Here is a 25310-nt window from a genome sequence, read left to right as displayed (position 1 = left end):
GCGTCAGCTGTTCGCGACCGTAGACCGTAGGATGGGTTGAGCGCAGCGATACCCATCATTTGAGCAATCGCGCGCCCCAGGGCCGATAGCGCAACTCGAACAGCGCCACCGCATGACAGCCGGCGCTTAGTGCCTGCGGCTCGGCCGGCACTGCGCGAAATGGTTGACCTTCCGCGCTGGTCTGGCGGAACGCCTCGCGCACCACGCCGACCGTGCACGGCAGCGCCCGTTCGTAGGCCTGGCGCACCAGCGGCGCCAGGCTGCCGGTGCCGGCGCCGTCCTGCCACCAGACCTGAATGCCGAGCTCGCCCAGCCCAGCCAACCAGCCGGCATAGGTCTGCGGCGCCAGCTTGCCGGCACTGAAGGCGCTGAGGTGCAGCGGCGCGTCCAGCTGGCCGGCGAAGTCCTTGATCTGGGCCTGCAGCGCCTGGCGCCGCTCCGGCGCCTGGAAATGCAGGTCGTCCAGCTCCAGCGGCAGATACCAGCCGGCCACCGGCAGTTGCCAGTCCTGACGCAAGCGTTGCTGCAGCGCCAGCGAGCGACCGAGCTGGTACTGCCAGTAGGCGGCCAGGCCGGCGCTGTCGAGTTCATTGCTGCGCTGGTAGTAGGCCGGGTCCATATACAACCCCAGCACCAGCTCGAGGCCCTGCGCCCGGGCCTGGCGCAGCGATTGCGCCAGCCAGCCGTCACGGCCGCCGAAATCGGCATCGCCATAGGCGCTCCATTGCACGATCAGGGTCCGCACGCCCTGCTGGGCGCTGGCCTGCCAGAGCTGCGTCCAGTCCTGCTGGGACAGCGCCGCGTCGACGTTCAGCGGCTGGTAGAACAGGCGCTCCTCGGCCCGCGCCTGGACGAGCGCAAGCAGCAGGCACAAGCCGAACAGTAGCCGGCGCATCAGAAGTTCACCTCGACGCCCAGCAGCCAGCCATCGGCCCGTTCATAGAGATTGCCGCCCAGCCCCCACTGGTACTCGCTGCGCACCGTGACGTGGGCGCGGTAGGCGTTGTAGCGGTCGTCGCCGTACCAGTACTGCCAGCGCAGGCCGACGCCGCCGCGCAGGTCCTGGCGCCAGTCGTTGTCCGGGTCCTGCGTGGCGAACTCGGCGAAGCCATAGGGCATCAGGGTTTGCGGCGAGCCGACCGGCAGCTTCCAGGCATGCCCCTGCTGGAAGCGCGACAGCCATTGATGATCGCCGGCGCGGGTCCACCAGGCGGCATCGAGGTAGAGGGAACGCTCGCTCCAGTCGCTCTCGTCGACGCGCCAGTCGTTGCGGTACTCGTCCTGGTCGAGGAACGAGGCAGTCGCGCGCAGCAGGTAGTCGGTGGAGGTCTGGAAGTCCTTGTCGCGCTGGCGAATCTCGCGCTCGAACTTCTTCGGCGTCCACAGTTTGTTCCAGCGCTGGCCGGCAAAGACCTCGTCCGGGTTGCCTTCGCTGGGGTCCTGGTTCTGCTTGTACAGCTCGCCGTACAGGTTGAGGTTGTAGTCGCCGAACGGTTTGTAGCGCAGGCCGACGCCGGCACCGACGTACTGGTTGTAGAGCTTGCGCCCGGCGGCACCGGCCAGCACCCGGCCATACACCGACAGGCTGCGGCCATCGCGGCTCGGCTCGTCGCCAAGGGCGTGGTCCCAGATCGCCAGCTGCACGTTCTGCGCGGAGGAGCGGCGGCGTTCGCCAGTCTGGTCGTTGGGCAGCGGCACGCTGTAGGTCGCGACCCCGGCCGGCGACCAGACGCTGGCCAAGGTCAGATTGTCGCGCTGCGACAGCGCCTGGTGGGCGCGGCGCTGGCGGTAGCGGCGCGCCTCCAGGCTGCCGTACTGGTCGGCGCCGGCCACCGGCTGCTGCTCCAGGTCGATCGCCCGGCGCAGCTCACGGCGCGTGGCGGTGCCGTCCCCGGCCTCGGCGTAGCGCCAGGCCAGGGTCTCGGCGAGGCGGTAATCCTCGGGGAAGTCGCGGCTGGTCTGCTCCAGGTAGGGGATCGCCAGGCGCCGCTCGTCCTTGCTCGGGGCGCCGGCCAGGCGTATGCCGTAGTCGGCGCGGTAGCGCGGCTGATCCGGCGCCAGGCGCACCGCCTCGGCCAGCCAGGCGTTGCCTTGCGCCGGGTCGCCGGCCTGCTGCGCAAGGTTGGCGGCGACGTAGTAATGCTCGGCACGCGGCCGGTGCTGCAGGGCTTCGCGCTGGCGCTGCAGGGCCAGCTGCGAATCGCCCCGAGCCTGGGCGATGGCCGCACCGAGCGCCCAGTCGTCGGCGGCGGCATGCTGCGCCTGCTGCCAATGGCGTTCGGCGGCCGCCGCGTCGCCGGCGTTCAGGGCGCTGCGGCTGGCAGTCAGGTGCGCGTTGTCGTTCAGCTCGCGGTCGTCGAAGCCCTGCCAGATACGCCAGGCGCCCGGCGAATCCCCGGCGGCCTCCAGGGCGTAGGCCAGCGGCAGGCGGCTGTCCCAGTCGCCGCGCTGCAACGCGGCCTGGTAGTAGACCACCGCCGCGCCGGGGCGCTCGGGCATGGCGCAGCGGCCGAGGGCGCGCAGCTCGCCGGTTTCGCTCGGTTGCTCCGAGATCTGCCGGCCCACCAGATCGCAGCGCCCGGCCTCGGCCAGACGGCCGAGCAGCTGCGCCCGCGAAGCCGGGTCGACGCGCGCCAGCAGGCGCTCGACGCGGGCCGCGTCCAGTGGCGTGGCGGCCTTGGCGTAGAGGCCGGCCAGCCGCTGCAGCAGTGCCGCTGGCAGGCGCCCGCGGTGGCGGTCGAAGGCGCCCTCCAGCAGGCGTTGCGCGCGCGCGTCCTGGCCGGTGCGCAGCGCCAGGTAGCTGGCCTGATCGAGCGCGGCGAGACTGCCGGTCTGCCGGTACTCACGCTCCCACAGCGCCTGCGCCTCGCTGGCGCGGCCGCTGGCCTGCAGCAGCTCGGCACGCTTCCTCAGGATCGCCGGGGTCTGCGGCTGGGCGGCCAGCCAGGCCAAAGCCCGGTCGCTGCGGCCCTGCTGCTGCCAGATTTCCAGTAGCCGCTCGCGCCGCGCCGTGTCCCAGGGCTCCGGCAGGTGCTGGCGTTGCAGCAGCTGGTCGGCCTGCAGGCGCTGGGCCAGCACCAGCCAGGCTTGCGGGTCGGCCTGCGGGTTGCATTCGCGCAGTTGCTCGAGGGCCGCCGGTCGGTCGCGGGTCGACAGCCACTCGGCGGTTTCCAGGCAGGGCCGTTGCAACTCGTCGCTGAGGCGTCGCACCAGCGGGCTGTCGCCGCTCTGCCGGGCCAATTCCCAGAGTTGCTGACGCTGCCTGGCATCAGGTTGCTCGTACTCCGGCAGGGCCGCCAGCCAGCGCTTGGCCATATCGGTCTGGCCCACGGCGATGGCCCGCTCGATCATGGCCCGGCGGGCGGCCTGGGCGTCACGCTCGTAGGGCGCCTGGCGCAGCAACTGCTCCAGCGCCTCGTCATCCAGCTGCTGGACATAGGCGTTGGCCAGGCGCCGCCAGCTTTCCGCCGAGAGTCGCCGGCTGGCCGCCAGCGGCGCCAGCTGCTCGATGGTGGTGCTGGTGTCGCGCAGTTGCTCGGCCCAGTTAGCCCGCGCCTGGCGCAGCGCCGGTCCGTCACCGTCGTCGGGCACCTGCTGCAGCCAGTCGAGCGCCTGCCGCGGCCCGCCCTGCCTGGCCAGACTGAGGCTGTAGGCCTGCCAAAGGCGCCTGCGCTGGGTGCTGTTGGCCTGCGCCAGCCATTGGTTCATTTGCTCCGCTGACGGCGGCGCCTGGGCAATCCAGGCCAGGCGGATGTCCAGCTGGCTGCGCGAATCCAGGCCGTGGGCGTTTTCCAGCGCCGCCTCGAAGCGCCCCTGTTTGACCAGCGCCTTGACCAGCAGGGCCCGCGCTTCGTCGTTGTTGGGCACCCTGTCGAGCAGATGGCGCGTCACCCGCTCGACCTCCACCCAGTTCTGCCGGTCCGCCTCGCGATAGGCGCGGTCGAGGTAGGGGAAGCTGCGAAAGCGCTGGAAATCAGTCAGCGGCTCGGCCGCCGGCAAGCGGGTCGCGCCGAGTATCAGCAGCACACCGAGGATCAATCCTTGCCCTGGTTTCACGCGACCTCCCGGGCGATCAGATAAGCCGCGCGCTGTTCCTGGGCCTGCTCCTGGAGGGCCAGGTCGAGTACTGCCTGGCTGATCAGGCCACGCTTGAGCAAGTGTTCGCCGAGCGAGCCGCGCTCCGGATCGAAGTCGATCAGCGCCTGGTTGAACAGGCTGGGCGGCACCATGCCGCGCACCTGCAGCAACTCGCCGAGCAGTACCTGATGGCGGCAGATACGCTCGAACAGCTGGGCATCGTCCTGATGTCGCGCCAGCACGGCCAATACGCTGCGCACCTCCTCGGACTGATGCTGCCCCGGGTACCAGTGGCGCAAGCCGAGGGTGACCCGGCCCTGCGGCGCCAAGCGGCAACGCACCGAGCGCTTGAGCTGACGGCTAATGGCGCCGAGGGACACCTGGCTAAGCGGCCGCTCGCTGGCCAGCACCAGGGTGTCGCCCTCCTCCGCCAGCGGGATCGCCGCATAGCGCAGCGCCAGCCGACGCGGCAGGACGGCGATCAGCCGTGCCTCCAGCTTGAACGGATTGAACGGCGCCGCGTCCATGTCCAGTTGCTCGGCCAGGGTCTGCAGCAGCTGCTGGCTGTCGATCAGCCCGCGCAACAGTAGCTCGTGCCCCAGGCGACGGTGCAGCGGACTGGTGACCACCGCCTCCAGCTGCGCCTCGCTGATCAGCCCCTTCGCGACCAGGCGACGACCGAGCGGGGTGCGCTGCGGCAGGCCCAGGGCGGGGAACTCATGGGTGGTCTTGTCCCAGGCGACGCGGCGCGAGTCGCCCATTTCCAGCACCTGGCGCAAGGCACGCAGGTTGGCGAAGAAGTTGATGACGTTGCTCCACACCATCCGCGGCGCCGAGCGCAGGCCCTCGACCACGCCGTAGTAGCGGCTGACGAACCAGAAGCGCTGGAACAGGCGGTTGACCAGCAGGGCGCCGTTGATCAGCAGCAACGCCGCTAGGAAGCGGTTGTCCGTGAGGATCGACTGGAAGCGCCAGGCCTCGGGCATCAGCAGGGTCACCAGCCACATGTTCAGCAGGACGATGAGCAGCAGGTTGACCAGAAAGCCCAGGGCATAGGCGAACAGGCCACGGCGGTCGCGCCAGAGGAAGTAGTTGAGCCCCAGGGTCGACGCCCAGCCGAGGTTGCGGGTGCCCTGGAAGACGATGCCGGTGATCCACCGCGACTTCTGCCGGATGGCGTGCTGCAACTGGCGCGGGAAGTGCTCGCGCACGCAGATCACCTGGGCGAAATGGCGGTCCATGCCGAGCGCCCAGTTACGGTTCAGGGCCAGCTTCGGGTCGGTCACCGAGTAACGGGCGAAGATGCACTTCATGCCCTTACGGTTGAGGCGGAAACCGACGTCGTAGTCCTCGGTGAGGCTCTGCACGTCGAAGGCGATGCCGTCGCCATCCTCCAGCAGGGCGACGATCGCCCGCCGGCTGAAGCAGGTGCCCACCCCGGCGCTCGGCACCTGGCCGGTCAGCGCCTCGCGCACCACCATGTCCTTGCCGTGGTTCTCGGCGAACTCATCGACGTAATGCCCGGCGGTCAAGCCGAACAGCTTGGGCGCATAGGGGTAGACCGGAATCTGGATCATGTCATTGTCCGGCAACAGGTAGTTGAACAGCCGCAACTCCAGCGGCGAGATCACATCCTCGGCGTCATGCAGGATGAAGCCGGCGAACTGCACCCGGGCGTCGGCCTCGAAGCGCAGGATGGCGTCGATCACGTTGTTCAGGCAGTCGGCCTTGCTGGTCGGCCCCGGCCGCGCGCAGATCACCTTGTGCACGTTGGGATAATGCAGGCATACGGCATCGACGTCCGCCTGGGTCTGCGGGTCGTTGGGGTAGGTGCCGACGAATATCTGGTAGTTCTCGTAGTCCAGGCTCGAGGCGGCCAGACGGGCCATCTCGCCGACCACGCCGACCTCCTGCCAGGCCGGCACCATGATCGCCAGCGGCTGCTCGGCGACCGAGAACAGGCGCTGCTCGTCGGCACGCTCGAACTTGCCGGAGAGACGGAGGCGGCGGATCAGCAGGCGCACCCAGTAGGCGATATCGATGAACAGGTCATCCAGACCGAGCACCAACATCAGCGAGGCCAGCAGGATGGCCAGGAGCTTCAGGACATAGAGGAGGTAAACGAGCAGACCGACCAGCTCCAGACTCATACCGCGGCATCCTCGTGCTGTTCGTGCAGCCAGAGGATCAGGCGGTCGGCGATGTGCTCGCTGGCATGGCCATCGCCATAGGGGTTACTGGCCTGGCTCATCTGCTGGTACTCATTGACGTCATCCAACAGCAGGCTGGTCTCGGTGACGATGCGTTGCGGGTTGGTGCCCACCAGGCGCACCGTGCCGGCCGCCACCGCCGATGGCCGCTCGGTGTCGCGGCGCATCACCAGCACCGGCTTGCCGAGCGACGGCGCCTCCTCCTGGATGCCGCCGGAATCGGTGAGGATCAGGTGCGAACGGCCCATCAGCCAGACGAACGACGGATAGTCCTGCGGCGGGATCAGGCGGATGTTGGCCCGCCCGCCGAGCAACGCATGCACCGGCTGCTGCACCTGCGGGTTGAGGTGCACCGGGTAGACGAACAGCACGTCCGGGTACTTGTCGGCCAGTGCGGCGATCGCCTGGCAGATGCGCTCGAAGCCCTTGCCGAAGTTCTCCCGCCGGTGCCCGGTGATCAGCACCAGGCGGCCTGCCTTCGGCAACGCGGCGAGCGGCGAGCCGGCCGCCGGCTGCCAGTTCACCTCGTCCAGGTGCGCGCGCATCCACTGCAGCGCATCGATCACCGTGTTGCCGGTGACCTCCATCTGTTCCAGCGGCACCCACTCCCTGAGCAGGTTGTCGCGGGCCCGCCGGGTGGGCGGGAAGTGCAGGCTGGCGATCACCGCGGTGAGGTGGCGGTTGGCCTCCTCCGGCCAGGGCGAGTTGACGTCGCCGGTACGCAGGCCGGCCTCGACGTGGGCCACCGGGATGTGCCGGTGGAACGCCGCCAGGGCGGCGACGAAGCTGGTGGTGGTGTCGCCATGCACCAGCACGATTTCCGGCTGCTGCGCCTCGTACACCTGGTCCAGGCGGCCGAGCAGCTGCTGGCTGAGACCGTTGAGGGTCTGCCCCTCGGTCATCACCTGGAGGTTCTCGTCGACCTGCAGCTCGAAGGCATCCAGCACCTGCTGGAGCATCTCGCGGTGCTGGCCAGTCACGCAGACGTACAGCTCGATCTCCGGCCGCTGCCGCAGCTCGCGCGCCAGGGGCGCCATCTTGATCGCCTCCGGACGGGTGCCGAAGACCATCATCACGCGATAGGGCATGAAACCTTCACCTCGCTTGGCGGATTCGGAGCTTCTGCCCCGTATGAACGCATGAACGTTCAGAGGCAGGCTTGACGAGGGTCAAGCAATTCCAGCTTAGGCCTGCGGCCACTGGCAGGCATAAAAAACCCGGCCTGCCAGCCGGGTTTCTTATCGCCGAGACAGAACTCAGCGCTCCTGCTTGACCCGGAACCAGGCTGCGTACAGCGCCGGCAGGAACAGCAGGGTCAGCGCCGTGGCGACGATCAGGCCGCCCATGATCGCCACCGCCATCGGCCCGAAGAAGATGCTGCGCGACAGTGGAATCATCGCCAGCACCGCCGCCAGGCCGGTCAGCACGATGGGCCGGAAGCGCCGCACGGTGGCCTCGATGATCGCGTGCCAGCGGTCCAGGCCGGCGCTGATGTCCTGTTCGATCTGGTCGACCAGGATCACCGAGTTGCGCATGATCATCCCCGACAGGGCGATGGTGCCGAGCATCGCGACGAAGCCGAACGGCTGGCGGAACACCAGCAGGAACAAGGTCACGCCGATCAGCCCCAGCGGCGCGGTGAGAAACACCATCGCCGAACGCGAGAAGCTCTTCAGCTGCAGCATCAACAAGGTCAGCACCACCACGATGAACAGCGGGATGCCGGCGTTCACCGACCGCTGACCACGCCCGGAGTCTTCCACCGTGCCACCGACATCCAGCAGATAGCCGGCCGGCAGTTGCGCACGGATCGATTCGAGGTTCGGCAGGATCTGCTTGGCCACGCCGGTCGGCAGCGTCTTGTCGTAGATGTCGCCGCGCACGGTGACGGTCGGCAGGCGGTTACGGTGCCAGATGATGCCTTCCTCGAAGCCGTATTCGAGGGTGGCGATCTGCGACAGCGGCACGCTCTTGCCGCTGCTGGTCGGCACCGCCAGGCTCGGCAGCAGGGCCAGTTCCTGGCGCTCGCGCAGGGTGCCGCGCAGGAGGATCTCGATCAGCTCGTTGTCCTCGCGGTACTGGCTGACCGGCGCGCCGGTCAGCGAACTCTGCAGGAAGCGCGACAGGTCGGCGGTGCTCACGCCGAGCGCACGGGCGCGCTCCTGGTCGATGTTCAGGCGCACCACCTTGCTCGGCTCTTCCCAGTCCAGGTGCACGTTGACCACATGCGGGTTCTCGCGCACCTTGTCGGCGACCTGGCGGGCCAGCGCGCGCACCTCGTCGATATGCTCGCCGGACACGCGGAACTGCACCGGGTAGCCCACCGGCGGGCCATTCTCCAGGCGCGAGACGCGCGAGCGCAGGGTCGGGAACTCGTCGTTGAGGGTGTCGATCAGCCAGCTGCGGATCAGCTCGCGGTCCTCGATGGTCTTGGTCAGCACCACGAACTGGGCGAAGCTGGCCGCCGGCAATTGCTGGTCCAGTGGCAGGTAGAAGCGCGGCGAGCCGGTGCCGACATAGGCCACATAATTGTCGATCCCCGGGTGGTCCTTGAGCAGTTTTTCCAGGCGCTCGACCTCCTGTGCGGTGTTGGTCAGCGAGGCGCCTTCATTGAGCTTGAGGTCGACCATCAGCTCCAGGCGCCCGGAGGACGGGAAGAACTGCTGCGGAATGAAGCGGAACAGCAGGATAGAGCCGACGAACAGCGCCACGGTCAGCAAAATCACCGTCTTGCGCCGGCGCACGCACCATTCGACCACGCGCCGCACGCGCCGGTAGAACGGCGTCGCATAGGGGTCGTAGCCCTTGTCGCTGCCGCCATGCTTCTGCGCGTGCAGCTTGGCCAGGTCGGGCAGCAGGCGATCGCCCAGGTAGGGCACGAACACCACCGCGGCGACCCACGAGACCATCAGGGCGATGGTCACCACCTGGAAGATCGAGCGGGTGTATTCGCCGGTGCTGGACTGCGCGGTGGCGATCGGCAGGAAACCGGCGGCGGTGATCAGGGTGCCGGTGAGCATCGGGAAGGCCGTGCTGGTCCAGGCGTAGCTGGCCGCCTGGAGGCGGTCGTAGCCCTGTTCCATCTTGATCGCCATCATCTCCACGGCAATGATCGCGTCGTCGACCAGCAGGCCCAACGCCAGCACCAGGGCGCCGAGGGAAATCTTGTGCAGGCCGATGTTGAAGTAGTACATGGCGGCGAAGGTCATCGCCAGCACCAGCGGGATCGACAGCGCCACCACCAGGCCGGTGCGCAGGCCGAGGGAGAAGAAGCTCACCAAGAGGACGATGATCAGCGCCTCGGTGAGCACGCGGACGAACTCGCCGACTCCGGTCTTCACCGCCGCCGGCTGGTCGGAGACCTTGCGCAGCTGCATGCCGGCCGGCAGGGTTTCCTGCAGGCGGGCGAACTCGGCCTCCAGCGCTTCGCCGAGCACCAGGATGTCGCCGCCGCTCTTCATCGACACCGCCAGGCCGAGGGCGTCCTCGCCCATGAAGCGCATGCGCGGCGCCGGCGGGTCATTGAAGCCGCGGCTGACCTCGGCGACATCGCCGATGCGGAAGGTGCGGTCGCCGACACGGATGGGGAAATCGCGGATCTCCTTGACCGAATCGAACTTGCCGCTGACGCGCAGCTGCACGCGGTCGCTCGGCGTCTCGAAGAAGCCGGCGGCAGCCACCGCGTTCTGCTCCTCCAGCGCCTTCTGCACCGCCGCCAGCGGCAGGCCGAGGGTGGCCAGCTTGACGTTGGACAGCTCGACCCAGATCTTCTCGTCCTGCAGGCCGATCAGCTCGACCTTGCCGACATCCTTGACCCGCTGCAGCTGCAGCTGGAGGCGGTCGGCGTAGTCCTTGAGCACGGCGTAGTCGAAGCCCGCGCCGGTCAGTGCATAGATATTGCCGAAGTTAGTGCCGAACTCGTCGTTGAAGAACGGCCCCTGGATGCCCGGCGGCAGGGTGTGGCGGATGTCGCCGACCTTCTTGCGCACCTGGTACCAGAGTTCGGGAATCTCCGAGGAGGTCATCGAATCGCGGGCGATCAGGGTCACCTGCGACTCGCCCGGCCGCGAGAAGGAGACGATACGTTCGTAGTCGCCGGTCTCCATGATCTTCTTCTCGATGCGCTCGGTGACCTGGCGCGACACCTCCTCGGCGCTCGCCCCCGGCCAGTTGGTGCGCACCACCATGGCCTTCCAGGTGAACGGCGGGTCTTCGCTCTGCCCCAGCTTGGTGTAAGAGATGGCGCCGACTATGCCGAGCAGCAGCATGAGGTAGCGGACGATCTGACGGTTCTGCAGCGCCCAGGCGGAAAGGTTGAAATTCACTGCGCCTTACTCCTTGGCTGCCAGTTTCACCGTGCGATTGGCGCGATCCACCGGATGCACCTCCTGGCCTTCGCGCAGCACCTGCACGCCGGCGGCGACCACCCAATCGTCATCCTTCAAACCCGCGAGCACCGGCACCAGCTTGTCGGTGTAGGGGCCGATGCGCACCGGCCGGCGCTGCAGGGTCGAAGTCTGCGGATCGACCACCCAGACGTAGGGCTGATTGTTTTCCGCGGTCAGCGCCGACAGCGGCACCGACAGCGGCACCTCGCCATTGGCCTGGACGAACACCCGCGCGCTCTGGCCGAGCTCCGCCGGGATCTTGCCGTCCTTGAACGCCACCCGCGCGGCGAAGGTGCGTGACTGTGGATCGGCGGCCGGCGACAGCTCGCGGATGCGCCCGGCGAAGCGCTGGCCGGGTTGCGACCAGAGCTCGACGGCGACCGTCTGGCCGATCTTGAAGCGGTCGATGGCGTGCTCCGGCAGGCTGATCAGCACTTCCCGCTCACCATCGGCGGCCAGGGTGAACACCGTCTGTCCGGCCGCCACCACCTGGCCATCCTCGACCCGGCGGCTGGCGATCACGCCATTGGCCGGCGCGCGCAGCACGGCATAGCCGGCCTGGTTATTGGCGACATCGAACTCGGCGCGGATCTGCTTCACCCGCGCGGCACCGGCGCGGTACTGGTTCTCCACCGTGTCGTACTGCGAGCGGCTGATCATCTGCCGCGCCAACAGGGTCTGGTAGCGCTCCCGCTCGCTGCTCACCAGCTTGAGGTTGGCCTCGGCCGCCGCCACCTGGGCGCGGGCGGACTCCAGTTGCAGGCGCATGTCCTCGGGGTCCAGCTCGGCCAGCGGCTGATTCTTCTTCACCCGCGCGCCGCTATCGACCAGGCGTTTGCTGACCTTGCCGCCGATGCGAAAGGCCAGATCGGGCTCCAGGCGCGCGCGCACCTCGCCAGGATAGGCATTGACCGCCTCTGCGGCGGGCTGCGGCTGCACCACCATGGCCGGGCGGATGGACTGTTGCACCTGCTCGCCATTACCACAGGCGCTGAGCAGGCAAACGAGGGTCAAGGGCAGTACGCGAGGCAAGGCGGGGCGAAACATGGCGGCGGACCTTTCGCAAAGAAGGGTTTGAATATTTATACTGACGGGTATAGTAAAAATAGCGTACTCGCCAGTCCAGTATTTGCAACGAGAAATCATCGCGAAATGTCTGACAAGTTATTGCCGCCCAGCGGCCCCGGTCGCCCGAAGGACCCAGCCAAGCGCCAGGCGATTCTGGAAGCCGCCAAGACCCTGTTCCTGCGCCGCGGCTACGACGGCAGCAGCATGGACGTCATCGCCGCCGAAGCCGGGGTCTCCAAGCTCACGGTGTACAGCCACTTCACCGACAAGGAGACGCTGTTCTCCGCCGCGGTGAAGGCCAAGTGCGAGGAGCAGCTGCCTGAACTGCTGTTCGAGCTGGCCGAAGGCGTGCCGGTCGAGAGCGTGCTGCTGAACATTGGCCGCGGCTTCCACGGGCTGATCAGCAGCCGCGAATCCATCGAGCTGCACCGCCTGATGGTGGCCCTGGGCAGCCAGGACCCGAAGCTGGCGAAGATCTTCTTCGACGCCGGCCCGCAGCGGATCCTGCACGAGATGGAGCATCTGCTGACGCAGGTGGATCAGCGCGGGCTGCTGCAGATCGCCAAGCCGCTGAATGCGGCCGAGCACTTCTTCTGTTTGATCAAGGGCGGCATCAACTTCCGCCTGATGTGCGGCTGCGGCGAGCCGCTCGAGGCCGCCGCGGCCGAAGCGCATGTGCACGAGGTGGTGGAGCTGTTCATCCGCGCCTATCGGCCGTAGGCGCGGGGTCGAACGTAGCTTGTAGGCGCGAATTTATTCGCGGACAGGCTGCACTTCCGCGCCGTGCTCATCGCCAATAAATTCGCTACACCGATCTGCGTCCTGTCCAGATCGTAGGGTGGGTTAGCCGAAGGCGTAACCCGCCACGCCCTGCTGGACTCCGGCGCCCAGGGCGGCACCGCTGGTGGGTTACGCCGCTACGCGACTAACCCACCCAAAAGCGGCGCTGAACGGCTCAGTCCTTACCCAAGGCCTTCTTCGGATAGATGTCGTAGCGGCTGGACTTGCCGTCCAGGCTGTAGCTCGGCTTCGCTCCATCGATGATCGGCGCCTTGCGCGGGCGCTTGACCACTACCCGGTGGCTGGCCAGCGCCAGCGCGGCGGCGAGCAGCGCCGGGGCGTCGAGATCGTCGCCGACCAGCGGGCGGAACAGGCGCATCTCCTTCTTCACCAGCGCGCTCTTGTCACGGTGCGGGAACATCGGGTCGAGGTAGATCACCTGCGGCGCCGCCCCTGCCCAGCCCTGCATCAGCTCGATGGCATTGCCGCCGAGCAGGCGTATGTGCGCGACGATCGCGCCGACCTCAAGGTCGCCGGCCGCGCGGGCCAGGCCGTCTTCGAGCAAGGCGGCGATGATCGGCTGGCGCTCGATCAGGGTCATGTCGCAGCCCAGGCTGGCCAGCACGAAGGCGTCACGGCCCAGCCCGGCGGTGGCATCCAGCACCCGCGGGCGGATGCCGGACTGCACGCCGACCGCCTTGGCGATCATCTGCCCGCTGCCGCCGCCATAGAGGCGCCGATGCGCCAGCGCACCCTCGACGAAATCCACCCGCACCGGCCCCGGCGCCTGTGGTCCCAGCTCGACCAGTTGCAGGCCGGCGTCACCCAATTGCAGGGCGAATTCGGCGTCGCCGGCCAGCGGCAGTTGCAGACGCTCGGCCCAGGCCTCGGCTTGTGCGGCGTAGGTCGGGGCAAGGGCTTCAACGCGGATTCGGGCGCTGGTGGGCTGGTCGCTCATCGGCTATTCGGCTCGTGGTTCATCGGCTCGGGGCGGTATTTTGCCAGAGCCGGCCGCTCTTGGCCGCTTGCAGGCCAACCGACGGGAGTAAACTGATTATCTGTAGAGGAGCAAAACACGTGACCAGCCCACTCTATCAACGCCTGGAAGTCCCGGGCGGCAAGCCGATCAAGCTGTGGACCCACGAGGTGCCGGTGGAGCCGGCGGCGCTGGAGCAATTGAAGAACACCGCGCGCCTGCCCTTCATCTACGACCATCTGGCGGTGATGCCCGACGTGCATCTGGGTAAGGGCTCGACCATCGGCAGCGTGATCCCCACCAAGGGCGCCATCATCCCCGCCGCGGTCGGCGTGGATATCGGCTGCGGCATGGTGGCCGTGCGTACCAGCCTGAATGCCCGCGATCTGCCCGACAATCTGGCCGGCATCCGCCGCACCATCGAGTACGCCATCCCCCACGGCAAGAGCTTCGGCCGCCACGACGTCGGCGCCTGGCATGATGCGCCGCACCTGGTGGATGACAGCTGGAAACTGCTGGCCAAGCGCTTCGCTCAGATCACCGCGAAGTACCCACTGCTGGCCAAGACCAACAATCGCCTGCACCTGGGCACGCTGGGCGGCGGCAACCACTTCATCGAGGTCTGTCTGGACGAGGCGGACGCGGTCTGGCTGATGCTGCACTCCGGCTCGCGCGGGGTCGGTAACGCCATCGGCCGCTTCTTCATCGAACGGGCCAAGAAGGACATGGGCAATGCCCTGGGCAATCTGCCGGACGTCGATCTGGCCTACCTGAAGGAAGGCACGAAGCACTTCGACGACTATGTGGAGGCGGTGGAATGGGCCCAGGATTATGCCCGCGCCAACCGCTCGCTGATGATGCACATGCTGGTGGAGGCAGTGCGCATCGAGTTGCAGCGGCCATTCGAGGCGCAGTTGGAGGCGGTCAACTGCCATCACAACTATGTGGCGCGGGAATTCCACTTCGGCGAAGACATCTTCGTCACCCGCAAGGGCGCGGTCAGCGCCAAGCCCGGCGAGCTGGGCATCATCCCCGGCAGCATGGGCGCGCAGTCGTTCATTGTCCGCGGCCTCGGCAACCCGGAAAGCTTCTGCTCCTGCAGCCACGGCGCCGGCCGGCTGATGAGCCGCCACGAGGCCAAACGGCGCTTCAGCCTGGCCGACCACCAGCGCGCCACGGCGGGTGTCGAATGCCGCAAGGACCTGGCGGTGATCGACGAGACGCCCGGCGCCTACAAGCCGATCGCCAAGGTGATGGCCGCCCAGGCCGATCTGGTCGAGGTCGTGCACACCCTCAAGCAAATCGTCTGCGTCAAAGGCTGAGCGGCAACTAGTCGCTATATCCCGGTGGCACCTTGACCCAGGGGTAGCCTTTCGCGGCCATCTCGTAACCGCTCTGATAGAGCGCGCGCATGAACTCCGTGTCGAACTCCTCTCGGTGGGGAACCGTGAAGCTCGCCGGGATGGCGGCCAGGTTGAAGTCGACGCCATCGCGCTGCGAGGTCAGGTAGATGCGATACAGGTCGCCAATGCCCTGGGTGTGGATAAGCGAGGAGATGGCCCGCCCGGCGATGTTCATGGTCCTGCGCTCGACCTGAGCCCATTCGGGATCCAGGCGGGCGTTGCGGATGACATACACCGCGCGATTGCGCTCGATGCCGGTCTGCTGCAGGTGGAGCGAGGGTGGGTAGACGAACACCTGGGACATGGTGCCGCCGTCCACGTGCATCTCCTGGTAGGCCCGACCGCCGGCCTCGACGTCGATCATCACCGGCGGAAAGGCGCCGGGGATTGCGGCCGAGGCGATCATCAGCGAACGGAACAGCGTGAGCGCCTTGGGATCGCGGCTCGCGGCGATCTTCGTCATGTTCCAGAGCACGGCCTGCCGGGCATCGAGATCGGAGGTCGCCACGAGCAGCAGCCTGCCCTTCTCATACTCGGCGGCGACGGCGTCCAGCAGCGCCTGATCCACCTCCTTCTCCACCCGCCGCCAGAGCGGGCTGTTATCGGCCATGGCGTCATTGAACAGGGCGGCCATGAAGTTGCGCGGCTCGAGGACGTCTTGTGGACCCAGGCTGGTGTAGAAATCCTTGAGCTTGTGATCGTAGGCCGGGCCGAGGAAAGCGAAGGGAGCGATCAGGGCCCCGGTGCTGACCCCAGTCACGAGCTTGAACGTCGGCCGGTTGCCGGCAGCCGTCCAGCCGTTCAGCAGACCGGCGCCGAACGCTCCGGCATCGCCGCCGCCCGACACCGCGAGGAAGACCGCCGGCGGTAGCGGCCCCTGATGCCCGGTCTTGGCGAGGTAGGCCTGCTCGCGCTGGACCGACTCGAGGCCGTGGCTCTTCAGCATTTGGTTGTCGACGCCGATGCGGTAGCGCACCTCGGCAATTCCGGGGATCTTGGCCTGCTCCGCGAGCGCCGGGGGCACCGCATCGCTGCGAATGGGGCCGGTGCAGCCCTGTGCGGCACAGAGCGCTGCCACAAGCAGCGCCAGGAGAATCGCACTCTTGCCCATCAACGCCTCTCCTTCTCGATCGGTACCGAGAACGCAACCCTGCAACCCGCGGCGATAAGCCACCCACTTCCCCCGGCAATGAGGCACAAGCGCTAGCGGGGGGAGGCTCCGGGCTGGTCGTGACGCCGAGGGGATCGGCTGGCCAGACTCAAGATGCCCCTGGTGTCGACGGCCCACTTGCCGCCACAAGCATAGTCGACAGGACCAGGAGATCAGGTGCCAGACGGCGATAAGCCGGCCAGCCGGTATGCACAATCAGCGGGACTTTCAGCGCGCGCAAAGCTGACCGCCGCCGTTACCGGCCAGAGCACTTAGCGCCTGTCTCGGATCTCGCGAGCTAGAGCGAGACAAGGCAAACGCAGCGAAGCGGAGTAACAGCCGCAGGCTGGCCCGCAGGGCGAGCGCAGCGAGTCAAAACAGCCGAGGAGGCGGGGTTTACGCGTTGTAAATGAGCATGACTCGCTTCGCTCGCCCTTCGGGGCCGCGCTAAAGCGCGTCAGCCGCCAGCGGCTTTCCGAAGCCGTTTTAACGCCGTTTGGCCGACGCGCAGCAGATCCGAGACAGGATCTTAGGACTTGAAAAGCCCATTGAGCGTGGCAAAGGGCAGCGCCTGTTCGGCAAAGCCGAAGGTGCCCGGCCCGCCGATCTCCTGCGCGGCGCGGAAGAACGCCCCATAGGCCGCCCGCGCCAGCGCCGAACCGACGCTCACCCGCTTGACCCCGAGATCGGCCAGCTCGGCCACCGACAGGCTGACGCCGGACAAGCCCATCACCACGTTGACCGGCCTGGGCGCCACCGCACGGACCACCGCGGCTATCTCTTCGCGGCTGCGCAGGCCGGGCGCATAGAGCACGTCGGCGCCGGCCTCGGCATAGGCTTCGAGGCGGCGCAGGGTGTCCGCCAGATCGGCGCGGCCATGCAGGAAGTTCTCCGCCCGCGCCGTCAGCATGAACGGGAACGGCAGGCTGCGAGCCGCCTGCGCGGCCGCCTTGACCCGCTCGACGGCCAGCTCGAACGGGTAGATCGGCTGCTCCGCACGCCCACTGGCATCCTCGATCGAGCCGCCGACCAGGCCGACGGCGGCCGCACGCAGTATGGTCTCGGCACAGCCTGGCGGCTCATCGGCAAAGCCATTTTCCAGGTCCGCCGCCACCGGCAAGGGCGTCGCCACGACTATGCTGCGCGCGTTTTCCAGGATTTCCGCACAGGAGATGGCGCCCTCGCCATCCGCCCGCCCGAGCGAGAAGGCCAGTCCGGCACTGGTGGTGGCCAAGGCCTCGAAACCGAGGCTGGCGAGCATTTTCGCCGAGCCGGCATCCCAGGGATTGGGGATGACGAAGGCGCCATCCCGCTGGTGCAGCGCCTTGAAGGCTTCGGCGCGAATCGTCTGCGAACTCATGGGTCTGCTCCGTTTGATCGACCCCTGACACCTTAGGGTCTGTTGACGTTTCGTCACGGCCGCGACTGAGCCTGTTTTGTCGCGGGGCTAGGCGCGAGGAGAGAAGTTTGGCATTCCAAATGAACGACGAGCAACGACGCACCGCGACAAAAAAGGCCTGTCCCTTCGGGTTGCGCGGAAAATTGCGCCATGCGTCGTTGCGGGACTTGGCAAGGGAACGCCATTCCCTGCGTCCCACGCCTAGCCTGGCGCAATTTTCCGCAGCAACGCGGTTCGTGACGAAACGTCAACAGACCCTAATCCACTGGCCGCGTCAGAGCAGACCGAGCTGCGCGCTCGCACTGTCCGGCATTGGCAATTCCGCCAGCCCCGGCAGACGCTCGCGCAGCAGTTCATGGAAGCGCAGGGCCTGGGCCGCCGCCAGCTGGTTGTCCGGGGTGTGCAGAAAGACGTAAGGCGTCAGCCCCTGCTCGATCCAGGCCGCGACCTTGTCCAGCCAGGGCTGCAGAAAGCGCAGGTTGGTACGCAGATCCGGGCCGCCGATAAAGCGCAGCTGCGGGCTGCGGCTGAAGGCCGCCGGGCGCACCGGCAGGCGCGGCTTCTTCGCCTGCGCGTGCAGCACCGCCGGATCGTCCGACCGGCAGCTGAACAGCGCACGCGAGTCGAGACAGATGCGCTCGACACCGCGCTCATGCAGCAGGCGGTTGAGCGCCCGCTCCTCGTCGCCCCGAGCGAAGAAGGCCGGATGACGCAGCTCCACGGCGATGCTGCGCTGCTGGAACTCATCCAGCCAGGCTGCCAGCTCGCCGAGCCGTTGCGGGCCGAAGGCGGCCGGCAACTGCAGCCACAGCGGCGTCACCCGCGGGCCCAGTGGCGCCAGCAGGTCGAGGAAAGCTTGAGTGGCCTGCCCTTGCGCGCGCAGATCGCCGCCATGGCTGATATCACGCGGCAGCTTGGCGCAGAAGCGGAAACCGGCCGGCATCAGCTGCGCCCAGCGCGTTACGGTGGCCGGCGTCGGACGGGCATAGAAGGTGGTATTGCCCTCCACCGCGTTGAACCTGCGCGCGTAGTGCTCGAGGCTGTCGGCCGGGCGCGCATCAGGCGGATAGACCAGCCCGCGCCAGGCCGGCTCGTGCCACGATGGGCAGCCGAGGTAATAGGGCAACACGGGGGGGGAATCAGGCGTAGAGATCGAGGCCGAGCACTTCCAGGGCGTCGACATCGCTGGTGTAGCTGGCGGTGCTGCCGTAACTGGCCAAAGCCTGGGCGGCGTGGTTGCTCAGCGGACGCTGATAGCTGACGGCCGGCGCCGGGACCGGCAGGCTGTTGTGGCTGGGATTTCCAGCCCGACGGGCCTGGGCGATGGGCTCGAAGCTCTGGCTGCCCGAGCTCGGCGCCGGCTGCTCACGCCGCTCCGCCACTTCCCGCTGAACCTCACGCGCAGGCGTCACCGCCCCCGAGCGGGGGCTGCGATCCAGCGAGTAGGAAGAAGAGAAGCCGTCGATGCGCATTCGCAAACCTGTTGGGCTGCCCGGCAGCCTGATCAGCACTAACACCCGGCAATTTAGCGGCCGCTGCGATGCTTAGCAATCGCACTAAGTCAGGATAGGCGCTCAGCCGGCCTTGGGCGTCGCCACCTTGTCACGCAGGTAAATCGGCTGCGCCTGATCGGCCGGCAACGCCTCGCCGCGCGCCCAGGCGAAAGTGGCCAGGCGCAGCAGATCCTCGGCATGCGGCAGCATCGTGCCATCCTGGGCGCTGACCGGTACGGCCAAACGGGCGGCGAAGGTGCCCCAGCCGGTGCCGGCGCCAAACCAATCACCCGAGGCATCGCGCGGCAGACTCACCTGCTCCGGCGCCAGCACCGCTTCCGACCCGGCCAGGCGCATCTCGCCCTGCTCGGCGCGGTAACAGCCCCAGTACACCTCATCCATGCGCGCATCGATGGCCGCCGCCACCTGCTGCGCGCCGTGCTCGCGCAGCGCGCGCTGGGCCAGCACGGCGAGATTGGAGACCGGCAGCACCGGACGGTCGAGGGCGAAGGCCAGGCCCTGGACCACGCCGATGGCGATGCGCACCCCGGTGAAGGCCCCGGGGCCGCGACCGAAGGCGATGGCGTCCAGCGCCGACAAGCCGATGCCCGCCTGCGCCAGCAGCTCCTTGATCATCGGCAGCAAGCGCTGGGCATGCAGGCGCGGGATCACCTCGTAGTGGCTGAGCACCTTGCCGTCGTGCAGCAGAGCAACGGAACAGGCTTCGGTGGCGGTATCCAGGGCCAGCAGAGTGGTCATCGGGCGATCCAGGGGCGAAAACGGGCGGGCATTATAAACGCCAACGGCCCGCAAGCGGGCCGTTGGACAGGTGCAGAACCTGTTCACGATCCCGCGAGCTAGAGCCAGACAAGGCGGAAATGGCCGAGGGAGCGCAGTTTACGAAGTGTAAATGAGCATCCCGAGGCCATTTTTAACGCCGTATGGCCGACGCGCAGCAGATCGTGGGCAGGTTCTCAGGCGCGGACTCAGCTGAGCGCGGCCAACACCTTGGCGGTAATTTCTTCCACCGAACCGACACCGGCGATGGCGCTGTACTTCGGCGTGCCTTCGGCTGCGGCGAGTTGCTGGTAGAAGTCGACCAGCGGCTTGGTCTGCGCGTGGTAGACCGACAGGCGGTGACGCACGGTCTCTTCCTTGTCGTCGTCGCGCTGGATCAGGTCGTCACCGCTTTCGTCGTCCTTGCCGGCGACTTTTGGTGGATTGTGTTCGGTGTGGTAGACGCGACCGGAAGCCGGGTGCACGCGACGACCGGCGATGCGGCTGACGATTTCCTCGTCATCCACGGCGATTTCGACCACGTGATCGATGCTCACGCCGGCTTCCTTCAGCGCTTCGGCTTGCGGGATGGTGCGCGGGAAACCGTCGAACAGGAAGCCGTTGGCACAGTCGGCCTGGGCGATGCGCTCTTTGACCAGATTGATGATCAGGTCATCGGAAACCAGGCCGCCGCTTTCCATCACGCTTTTGGCTTTCAGGCCAAGCTCGGTGCCGGCCTTGACCGCGGCGCGCAGCATGTCGCCGGTGGAGATTTGCGGAATGCCGAATTTCTTGGTGATGAAACCAGCCTGAGTACCTTTGCCGGCACCGGGCGCCCCCAGCAGAATCACGCGCATGGATGTGCTCCTCAAGATTAATTATTTGTTCGTTGGATGTGCTCGTGGGGCTCATCTCTGAATAGGTTCCGGCTGCGCTGGGCGGCCAAAAGGCTGACCAAGATACACAGCGCCCCTATAGCGCACAAGTCACCTAAAGTAGGTGGTCAAGCGCCGCTAACCCGTGTTGCGCAAGCCCGCGGCAATGCCCGCCACGCTCACCAGCAGGGCCTGTTCCAGGGGGCCGCTGGCCTGCCTCGCGGGCAGTCGGGAACGGGCCAGAAGCTCGGCCTGCAACAGGTGCAGCGGGTCCAGATAGGTGTTGCGCACACTGATCGACTCCAGGGTCTCGACACTGTGTGCCAAGAGCTGCGACTGTCGGGTCAAACCCAGTACGGCGGCAATAGCCTGCGACAATAGGTCGCGCAAATGCGCACCCAACGGTTGCAGCTCGGCACTGACCAGGCGCCGGTCGTACAGCCGGGCGATTTCCGCGTCGGCCTTGGCCAGGACCATCTCGAGCATGTCGATGCGCGTGCGGAAGAACGGCCAGTCGTCGCGCATGCTTTCCAGCAGCGCCTGCTCGCCACGCTGCAGGGCATTGCCGAGGGCGGCTTCCCAGCCCAGCCAGGCCGGCAGCATCAGGCGCGTCTGAGTCCAGGCGAAGATCCACGGGATCGCCCGCAGGCTTTCCACCCCGCCCTCGCGGCGCTTGGCCGGGCGACTGCCGAGCGGCAAACGGCCGAGCTCCTGCTCCGGAGTAGCCTGGCGGAAGTAGGCGACGAACTGCGGATGCTCGCGCACCACCGCGCGGTAGGCGGCGAGGCCGTCGGCGGCCAGGCGATCCATCAACTGGCGCCAGGCCGGCTGCGGCATCGGCGGCGGCTGCAGGGTGGCCTCCAGCACGGCGGCCAGGTAGAGGTTGAGGTTGTGCACGGCGATGTCCGGCAAGCCGAACTTGAAGCGGATCATCTCGCCCTGCTCGGTGGTGCGGAAACGCCCGGCCACCGAGCCCGGCGGCTGCGAGAGGATCGCCGCATGCGCCGGGCCGCCGCCGCGGCCGACGGTGCCGCCACGGCCGTGGAACAGCAGCAGCTCGACCTGATGCTGTTGGCAGATGTCCACCAAGGCCTCCTGCGCCCGGTACTGGGCCCAGGCCGAAGCCGTGGTGCCGGCATCCTTGGCCGAGTCGGAATAGCCGATCATCACTTCCTGCGGCCCGTGCAGCCGGGCGCGATAGCCCGGCAGGCCGAGCAGACGGTCGATCACCGGGCCGGCGTTGTCGAGGTCGTCGAGGGTCTCGAACAACGGCACCACACGCATCGGCCGCTGCAGCCCGGCCTCCTTGAGCAATAGCTGCACCGCCAGCACATCCGAAGGCGCACCGGCCATGGAGATGACGTAGGAGCCCAGCGCGGCCGCCGGTGCCGCCGCCACCACGCGGCAGGTGGCGAGCACTTCGGCGGTGTCCGCGGCGGGCTGGTGATGCGCCGGCAACAGTGGCCGGCGGTTGTCCAGTTCGCGCAGGAGGAAGGCGATGCGGGTGTCTTCGTCCCATTCGGCGTAATGGCCGAGGCCCAGGTAATCGGTGATTTCGTCCAGCGCGGCGACATGCCGGCCGGCGTCCTGGCGGATGTCCAGACGTACGAGGAACAGGCCGAAGGTGGCCGCCCGGCGCAGGCAGTCGAGCAAGGCGCCATCGGCGATCAAGCCCATGCCGCAGTGGTGCAACGAGTGAAAGCAGAGCTCCAACGGCTCCAGCAGCTCGCGATTGTCGTGCAGCACCTCGGGGCCGGCCGGCACGTCGCTAGCCAGTGCCGCCTCGGCCCAGGCGCGGGTGGCGCGCAGGCGTTCGCGCAGCTGCTTGAGCAGGGTGCGATAAGGTTCGGGATGCACGCCGACCAGCAGCCGCAGCTCGTCGCTGGCCTGCTGCATGGACAACTCGGCGGCCAGCTGATCGACATCGCGCAGGTACAGGTCGGCGGCCATCCAGCGCGCCAGCAGCAGGACTTCGCGGGTCACCTGGGCGGTGACATTGGGGTTGCCGTCGCGGTCGCCGCCCATCCACGAGGCGAAGCGCACCGGCGCCGCCTGCAGCGGCAGGCGTAGACCGGTGGCCGCCTGCAGGGCGGCATCGACACCACGCAGGAAGCTCGGCACCGCCTGCCACAACGAATGCTCGATCACCGCGAAACCCCATTTCGCCTCGTCCACCGGGGTCGGCCGGCTGCGGCGGATTTCCTCGGTGTGCCAGGCTTCGGCGATCAACCGCTGCAGACGCTGGCGCACCTGTTCATGCTCGCGAGCGGACAGGTCGCCGTGGTCCTGCGCCGCCAGTTGCGCGGCAATGGCGTCGTATTTCTGGATCAGGGTACGACGCGCCACCTCGGTCGGATGGGCGGTCAGCACCAGTTCGATCTCCACCCGCCCCAACTGGCGGGCCAAGGCCTCGCCGGCCTGGCCGGCGGCCAGCAAGCGGTTCAGCAGCTCGGGCAAGACCCGCGCCTCGAAAGGCTCCGCCTCTTCCGGGTCGAGGCGACGCACGCGATGGTACTGCTCGGCGATATTGGCCAGGTTGAGGAACTGGTTGAAAGCCCGCGCCACCGGCAGCAACTCGTCCTCGGCGAGGCTGTCGAGGGTGCTGCTGAGCTGCTCGGCGCCGGCCGCAGAGCCCTGGCGCGCGGCTTTCGCGCCCTTGCGGATGAGTTCGATCTTGTCGAAAAAGTCGGCCCCGTGTTGCGCGCGAAGGGTGTCGCCGAGCAACTCGCCGAGCAGGTGCACATCCTCGCGCAGGCGCGCGTCGATTTCCGCCATGACTCTTCTCTCCCCTGCCGTCTAAGTTGCGGGCCCACCAGGGCTCCCTCCTTCAAGAGTGGCCAGCGCGCCAACTTCTTACAAGTGCGCGACGAATGGCCGCTCGCCGCTCTGGAGCGGGCTAGGCTGATAAAAGCGAGCCCCACAAGGACTTGCCGACAAGCTCAACAGCCGCTCGCCACCCGTGAGCACAGGAAGAGGTGTATATGAAAATCCGCGAACTCGTTCGCCATTGGGAACAAAACGCCAAAGGACGCCTGACCCACAAGAGCTATCAGATCCATCTCGATCTCGAAACCGCCGCCCGCCTGGCCGCCCTCACCGAGATGTACCCGAAGCGCAATACCGAAGAACTGCTAAGCGAACTGATCAGCTCCGCCCTGGAAGAGCTGGAAGCCAGCCTGCCGTACGTCAAGGGCAGCCAAATAGTAGCCACCGACGAAGAAGGCGACCCGCTCTACGAGGACATCGGCCCGACGCCACGCTTTCTTGCCCTGTCGCGTAAATACCTGCATGAACTGAGCGCCCAGCACGACCGCGCCAAGCACTGATGCGGACGCGCCCCTGCCCTGCCACCAGGCCATCGAGCCGGGCGGCAGCGAGCCAGGGCGTCACTTGATCTGTTGCGGCGTTTCCTGGCCGGCACAGCGCACGGCGTGCTTGCGGTTGTCCACCAGCACCCCGGTCAGCCCCTTCTGTTCGGTATCGAACAGCACCACCACGCCGTCGATGCAGTGCGCCACCTGCTTGGCCGGCTCCAGCGACAATTTCATCTGTTCGCCGGGCACGCTCTTGAGCATGGTGAAGTCGGCCAGCAGCAACGCATCCTCGGGCTTGGCGAAATGCAGGTAGCCGTAATACCAGAGGACGGCGATAGTCCCGAGGACGCTGCCGAGGCCGGTAAGAATCAGGGGGATGGCGTTGCGTTCTTCACTCATTGCGGACTCTCTTGATTCGGGGTGTTCGGGGCTTCGATCAGCCGCCGCAGGCCGCTGAAAGCTTGCGGATCGTCGATAAAGCGCAGCATCAGCTGACGCCAGGCGGGCTCGGCGAAGGTCTGCACATGGCCGCCGCGGGTCTGCTGGAACACCCTCGGCGGGCGCGCAGCTTGATACAAGCGCACGCCGTTGGAAAGAGGCACCACCGGATCGTCGATGCTGTGGTAGATCAGCAACGGCACGCCCTGGAGCTTCGGCATGGCCTGGATGGCGCTGTCGCCATCCGGCACCAGCCAGCTCAGCGGCACCTGCAGCGGCCAGGTCGGCCAGGCATTGGCGAGGGTGTAGCGGGCGACCTCGCGGTAGCTGGCCGGCACGCCATCGAGCACCAGGGCCTTGAGCCGGTGGTACTGCTGCGGATGCTCGGCCAGGTAATGCAGCGCCAGCGCCCCGCCCAGGCTCTGGCCCAGCACGATCAGCGGCTTGCCCTGCACCGCCGGAGCCTGTTGCAGCCAGGTGAAGGCGGCGTCGATGTCCTGGTACACCGCGGGCAGGCTGGGCTGGCCGGCCGACAGGCCATAGCCGCGATAATCGAGCAGCAGCACCTGATAGCCCTGCGCCGGCAACCACCAGCTGCCGCCCAAGTGGCTGGCAAGGTTGCCGCCGTTGCCATGCAGGTGCAGCACCGTGCCCTTCACCGCCACTCCGGCCTTGGCCGGCAGCCACCAGGCATGCAGCCGAGTGCCATCGGCCGTCCGCAGGCTGACATCCTCATACGCCAGCTTGACGCGCTCAGGGGTGAATGGCAGGCCCGCCTGCGGGTAGAACAACAGCTCGCTGCAGCCCTGCAGCAGGGTAACCAGTAGCAGAATCGCGGCGCGCAACGCTGGCATGGACATATAGCGAGCTCTCCCCTGTCACCGTTTTCCCGAATTTCATCCGGCTACGCCTTGGTAGGTTGGCGTTGAGCGCAGCGATACCCAACAAGCGGTGGTTCCGGC

General features: G+C 67.4%; 19 protein-coding genes. 3 read left to right on the top strand and 16 right to left on the bottom strand.

All coding sequences use genetic code 11. The annotated features are described in order from the left end of the window. Positions 1–55 precede the first annotated feature (55 nt). The 6 genes from D3880_RS06415 to D3880_RS06390 all read right to left on the bottom strand — a co-directional run bounded on the left by D3880_RS06415 (position 56) and on the right by D3880_RS06390 (position 11722). Positions 56–895 carry a DUF4434 family protein gene (locus D3880_RS06415; RefSeq protein WP_119892659.1) on the bottom strand — a complete coding sequence of 280 codons (840 nt, stop codon included), beginning with the start codon at positions 893–895 and terminating at the stop codon, positions 56–58. Then, complete coding sequence (locus D3880_RS06410) at positions 895–4056, bottom strand: NfrA family protein (protein ID WP_119892658.1); 3162 nt, start codon at positions 4054–4056, stop codon at positions 895–897. Before D3880_RS06410 ends, D3880_RS06415 begins: the two co-directional genes overlap by 1 nt. Next, positions 4053–6227, bottom strand: coding sequence for a cyclic di-3',5'-guanylate-activated glycosyltransferase NfrB (gene nfrB / locus D3880_RS06405; RefSeq protein WP_119892657.1), 2175 nt, complete (start codon positions 6225–6227; stop codon positions 4053–4055). Before nfrB ends, D3880_RS06410 begins: the two co-directional genes overlap by 4 nt. Beyond that, positions 6224–7375 carry a non-hydrolyzing UDP-N-acetylglucosamine 2-epimerase gene (gene wecB, locus D3880_RS06400; protein ID WP_119892656.1) on the bottom strand — a complete coding sequence of 384 codons (1152 nt, stop codon included), beginning with the start codon at positions 7373–7375 and terminating at the stop codon, positions 6224–6226. Before wecB ends, nfrB begins: the two co-directional genes overlap by 4 nt. A 168-nt stretch (positions 7376–7543) precedes the next feature. Next, on the bottom strand, positions 7544–10612 hold the full coding sequence (locus tag D3880_RS06395) for an efflux RND transporter permease subunit (RefSeq protein WP_119892655.1): 3069 nt from the start codon (positions 10610–10612) through the stop codon (positions 7544–7546). A 6-nt stretch (positions 10613–10618) separates the two neighbouring features. Continuing rightward, on the bottom strand, positions 10619–11722 hold the full coding sequence (locus tag D3880_RS06390) for an efflux RND transporter periplasmic adaptor subunit (protein ID WP_119892654.1): 1104 nt from the start codon (positions 11720–11722) through the stop codon (positions 10619–10621). Between the two features lie 105 nt (positions 11723–11827). Here D3880_RS06390 and D3880_RS06385 point away from each other — a divergent pair, with 105 nt between their 5' ends. Continuing rightward, positions 11828–12463 (top strand): TetR/AcrR family transcriptional regulator, encoded by a 636-nt coding sequence (locus D3880_RS06385; RefSeq protein WP_119892653.1) that lies wholly within the window; start codon positions 11828–11830, stop codon positions 12461–12463. 235 nt (positions 12464–12698) lie between these two features. Here D3880_RS06385 and D3880_RS06380 read toward each other — a convergent pair whose 3' ends face one another. Next, positions 12699–13481, bottom strand: coding sequence for a class I SAM-dependent methyltransferase (locus D3880_RS06380; protein ID WP_119892652.1), 783 nt, complete (start codon positions 13479–13481; stop codon positions 12699–12701). Between the two features lie 119 nt (positions 13482–13600). On the opposite strand from D3880_RS06380, the gene D3880_RS06375 reads away from it, so the two are divergent. Next, positions 13601–14821 carry an RtcB family protein gene (locus D3880_RS06375; protein WP_119892651.1) on the top strand — a complete coding sequence of 407 codons (1221 nt, stop codon included), beginning with the start codon at positions 13601–13603 and terminating at the stop codon, positions 14819–14821. A 7-nt stretch (positions 14822–14828) separates the two neighbouring features. Here the strand turns inward: D3880_RS06375 and D3880_RS06370 are convergent, their stop codons facing one another. The 7 genes from D3880_RS06370 to ppc all read right to left on the bottom strand — a co-directional run bounded on the left by D3880_RS06370 (position 14829) and on the right by ppc (position 23371). After that, positions 14829–16013: a patatin-like phospholipase family protein gene (locus D3880_RS06370; protein WP_119892650.1), complete on the bottom strand. Its 1185-nt coding sequence runs from the start codon at positions 16011–16013 to the stop codon at positions 14829–14831. Between the two features lie 568 nt (positions 16014–16581). Beyond that, positions 16582–17412 carry an isocitrate lyase/PEP mutase family protein gene (locus tag D3880_RS06365; protein WP_119892649.1) on the bottom strand — a complete coding sequence of 277 codons (831 nt, stop codon included), beginning with the start codon at positions 17410–17412 and terminating at the stop codon, positions 16582–16584. Between the two features lie 313 nt (positions 17413–17725). Continuing rightward, the gene (locus tag D3880_RS06360) at positions 17726–18634 is read right to left on the bottom strand and encodes a DUF72 domain-containing protein (RefSeq protein ID WP_177412157.1); all 909 of its coding nucleotides are present in this window, start codon (positions 18632–18634) and stop codon (positions 17726–17728) included. Continuing rightward, positions 18591–18923: a hypothetical protein gene (locus D3880_RS06355; RefSeq protein ID WP_119892647.1), complete on the bottom strand. Its 333-nt coding sequence runs from the start codon at positions 18921–18923 to the stop codon at positions 18591–18593. The genes D3880_RS06360 and D3880_RS06355 overlap by 44 nt, the downstream gene beginning before the upstream one ends. A 102-nt stretch (positions 18924–19025) precedes the next feature. Continuing rightward, entirely contained in the window at positions 19026–19703 is a 678-nt protein-coding gene (tsaB, locus tag D3880_RS06350) for a tRNA (adenosine(37)-N6)-threonylcarbamoyltransferase complex dimerization subunit type 1 TsaB (RefSeq protein ID WP_119892646.1), read from the bottom strand. A 227-nt stretch (positions 19704–19930) separates the two neighbouring features. Continuing rightward, positions 19931–20578: an adenylate kinase gene (gene adk, locus D3880_RS06345; RefSeq protein ID WP_119892645.1), complete on the bottom strand. Its 648-nt coding sequence runs from the start codon at positions 20576–20578 to the stop codon at positions 19931–19933. A gap of 156 nt (positions 20579–20734) precedes the next feature. Next, complete coding sequence (ppc, locus tag D3880_RS06340; protein ID WP_119892644.1) at positions 20735–23371, bottom strand: phosphoenolpyruvate carboxylase; 2637 nt, start codon at positions 23369–23371, stop codon at positions 20735–20737. Between the two features lie 206 nt (positions 23372–23577). Here ppc and D3880_RS06335 point away from each other — a divergent pair, with 206 nt between their 5' ends. Beyond that, entirely contained in the window at positions 23578–23922 is a 345-nt protein-coding gene (locus D3880_RS06335) for a pilin assembly protein (RefSeq protein ID WP_119892643.1), read from the top strand. 60 nt (positions 23923–23982) lie between these two features. Here the strand turns inward: D3880_RS06335 and D3880_RS06330 are convergent, their stop codons facing one another. Both D3880_RS06330 and D3880_RS06325 read right to left on the bottom strand, forming a co-directional pair. Continuing rightward, complete coding sequence (locus tag D3880_RS06330) at positions 23983–24309, bottom strand: PA3694 family proteiin (RefSeq protein ID WP_119892642.1); 327 nt, start codon at positions 24307–24309, stop codon at positions 23983–23985. Further along, positions 24306–25208, bottom strand: coding sequence for an alpha/beta hydrolase (locus D3880_RS06325; protein WP_119892641.1), 903 nt, complete (start codon positions 25206–25208; stop codon positions 24306–24308). Before D3880_RS06325 ends, D3880_RS06330 begins: the two co-directional genes overlap by 4 nt. Positions 25209–25310: the final 102 nt, after the last annotated feature.

Origin of the sequence: Pseudomonas cavernae (assembly GCF_003595175.1) — a bacterium.
GTDB classification, from domain to species: domain Bacteria; phylum Pseudomonadota; class Gammaproteobacteria; order Pseudomonadales; family Pseudomonadaceae; genus Aquipseudomonas; species Aquipseudomonas cavernae.
Note: the sequence above shows the minus strand (reverse complement) of the source record. Positions and strands in the feature narration are given on the sequence as shown.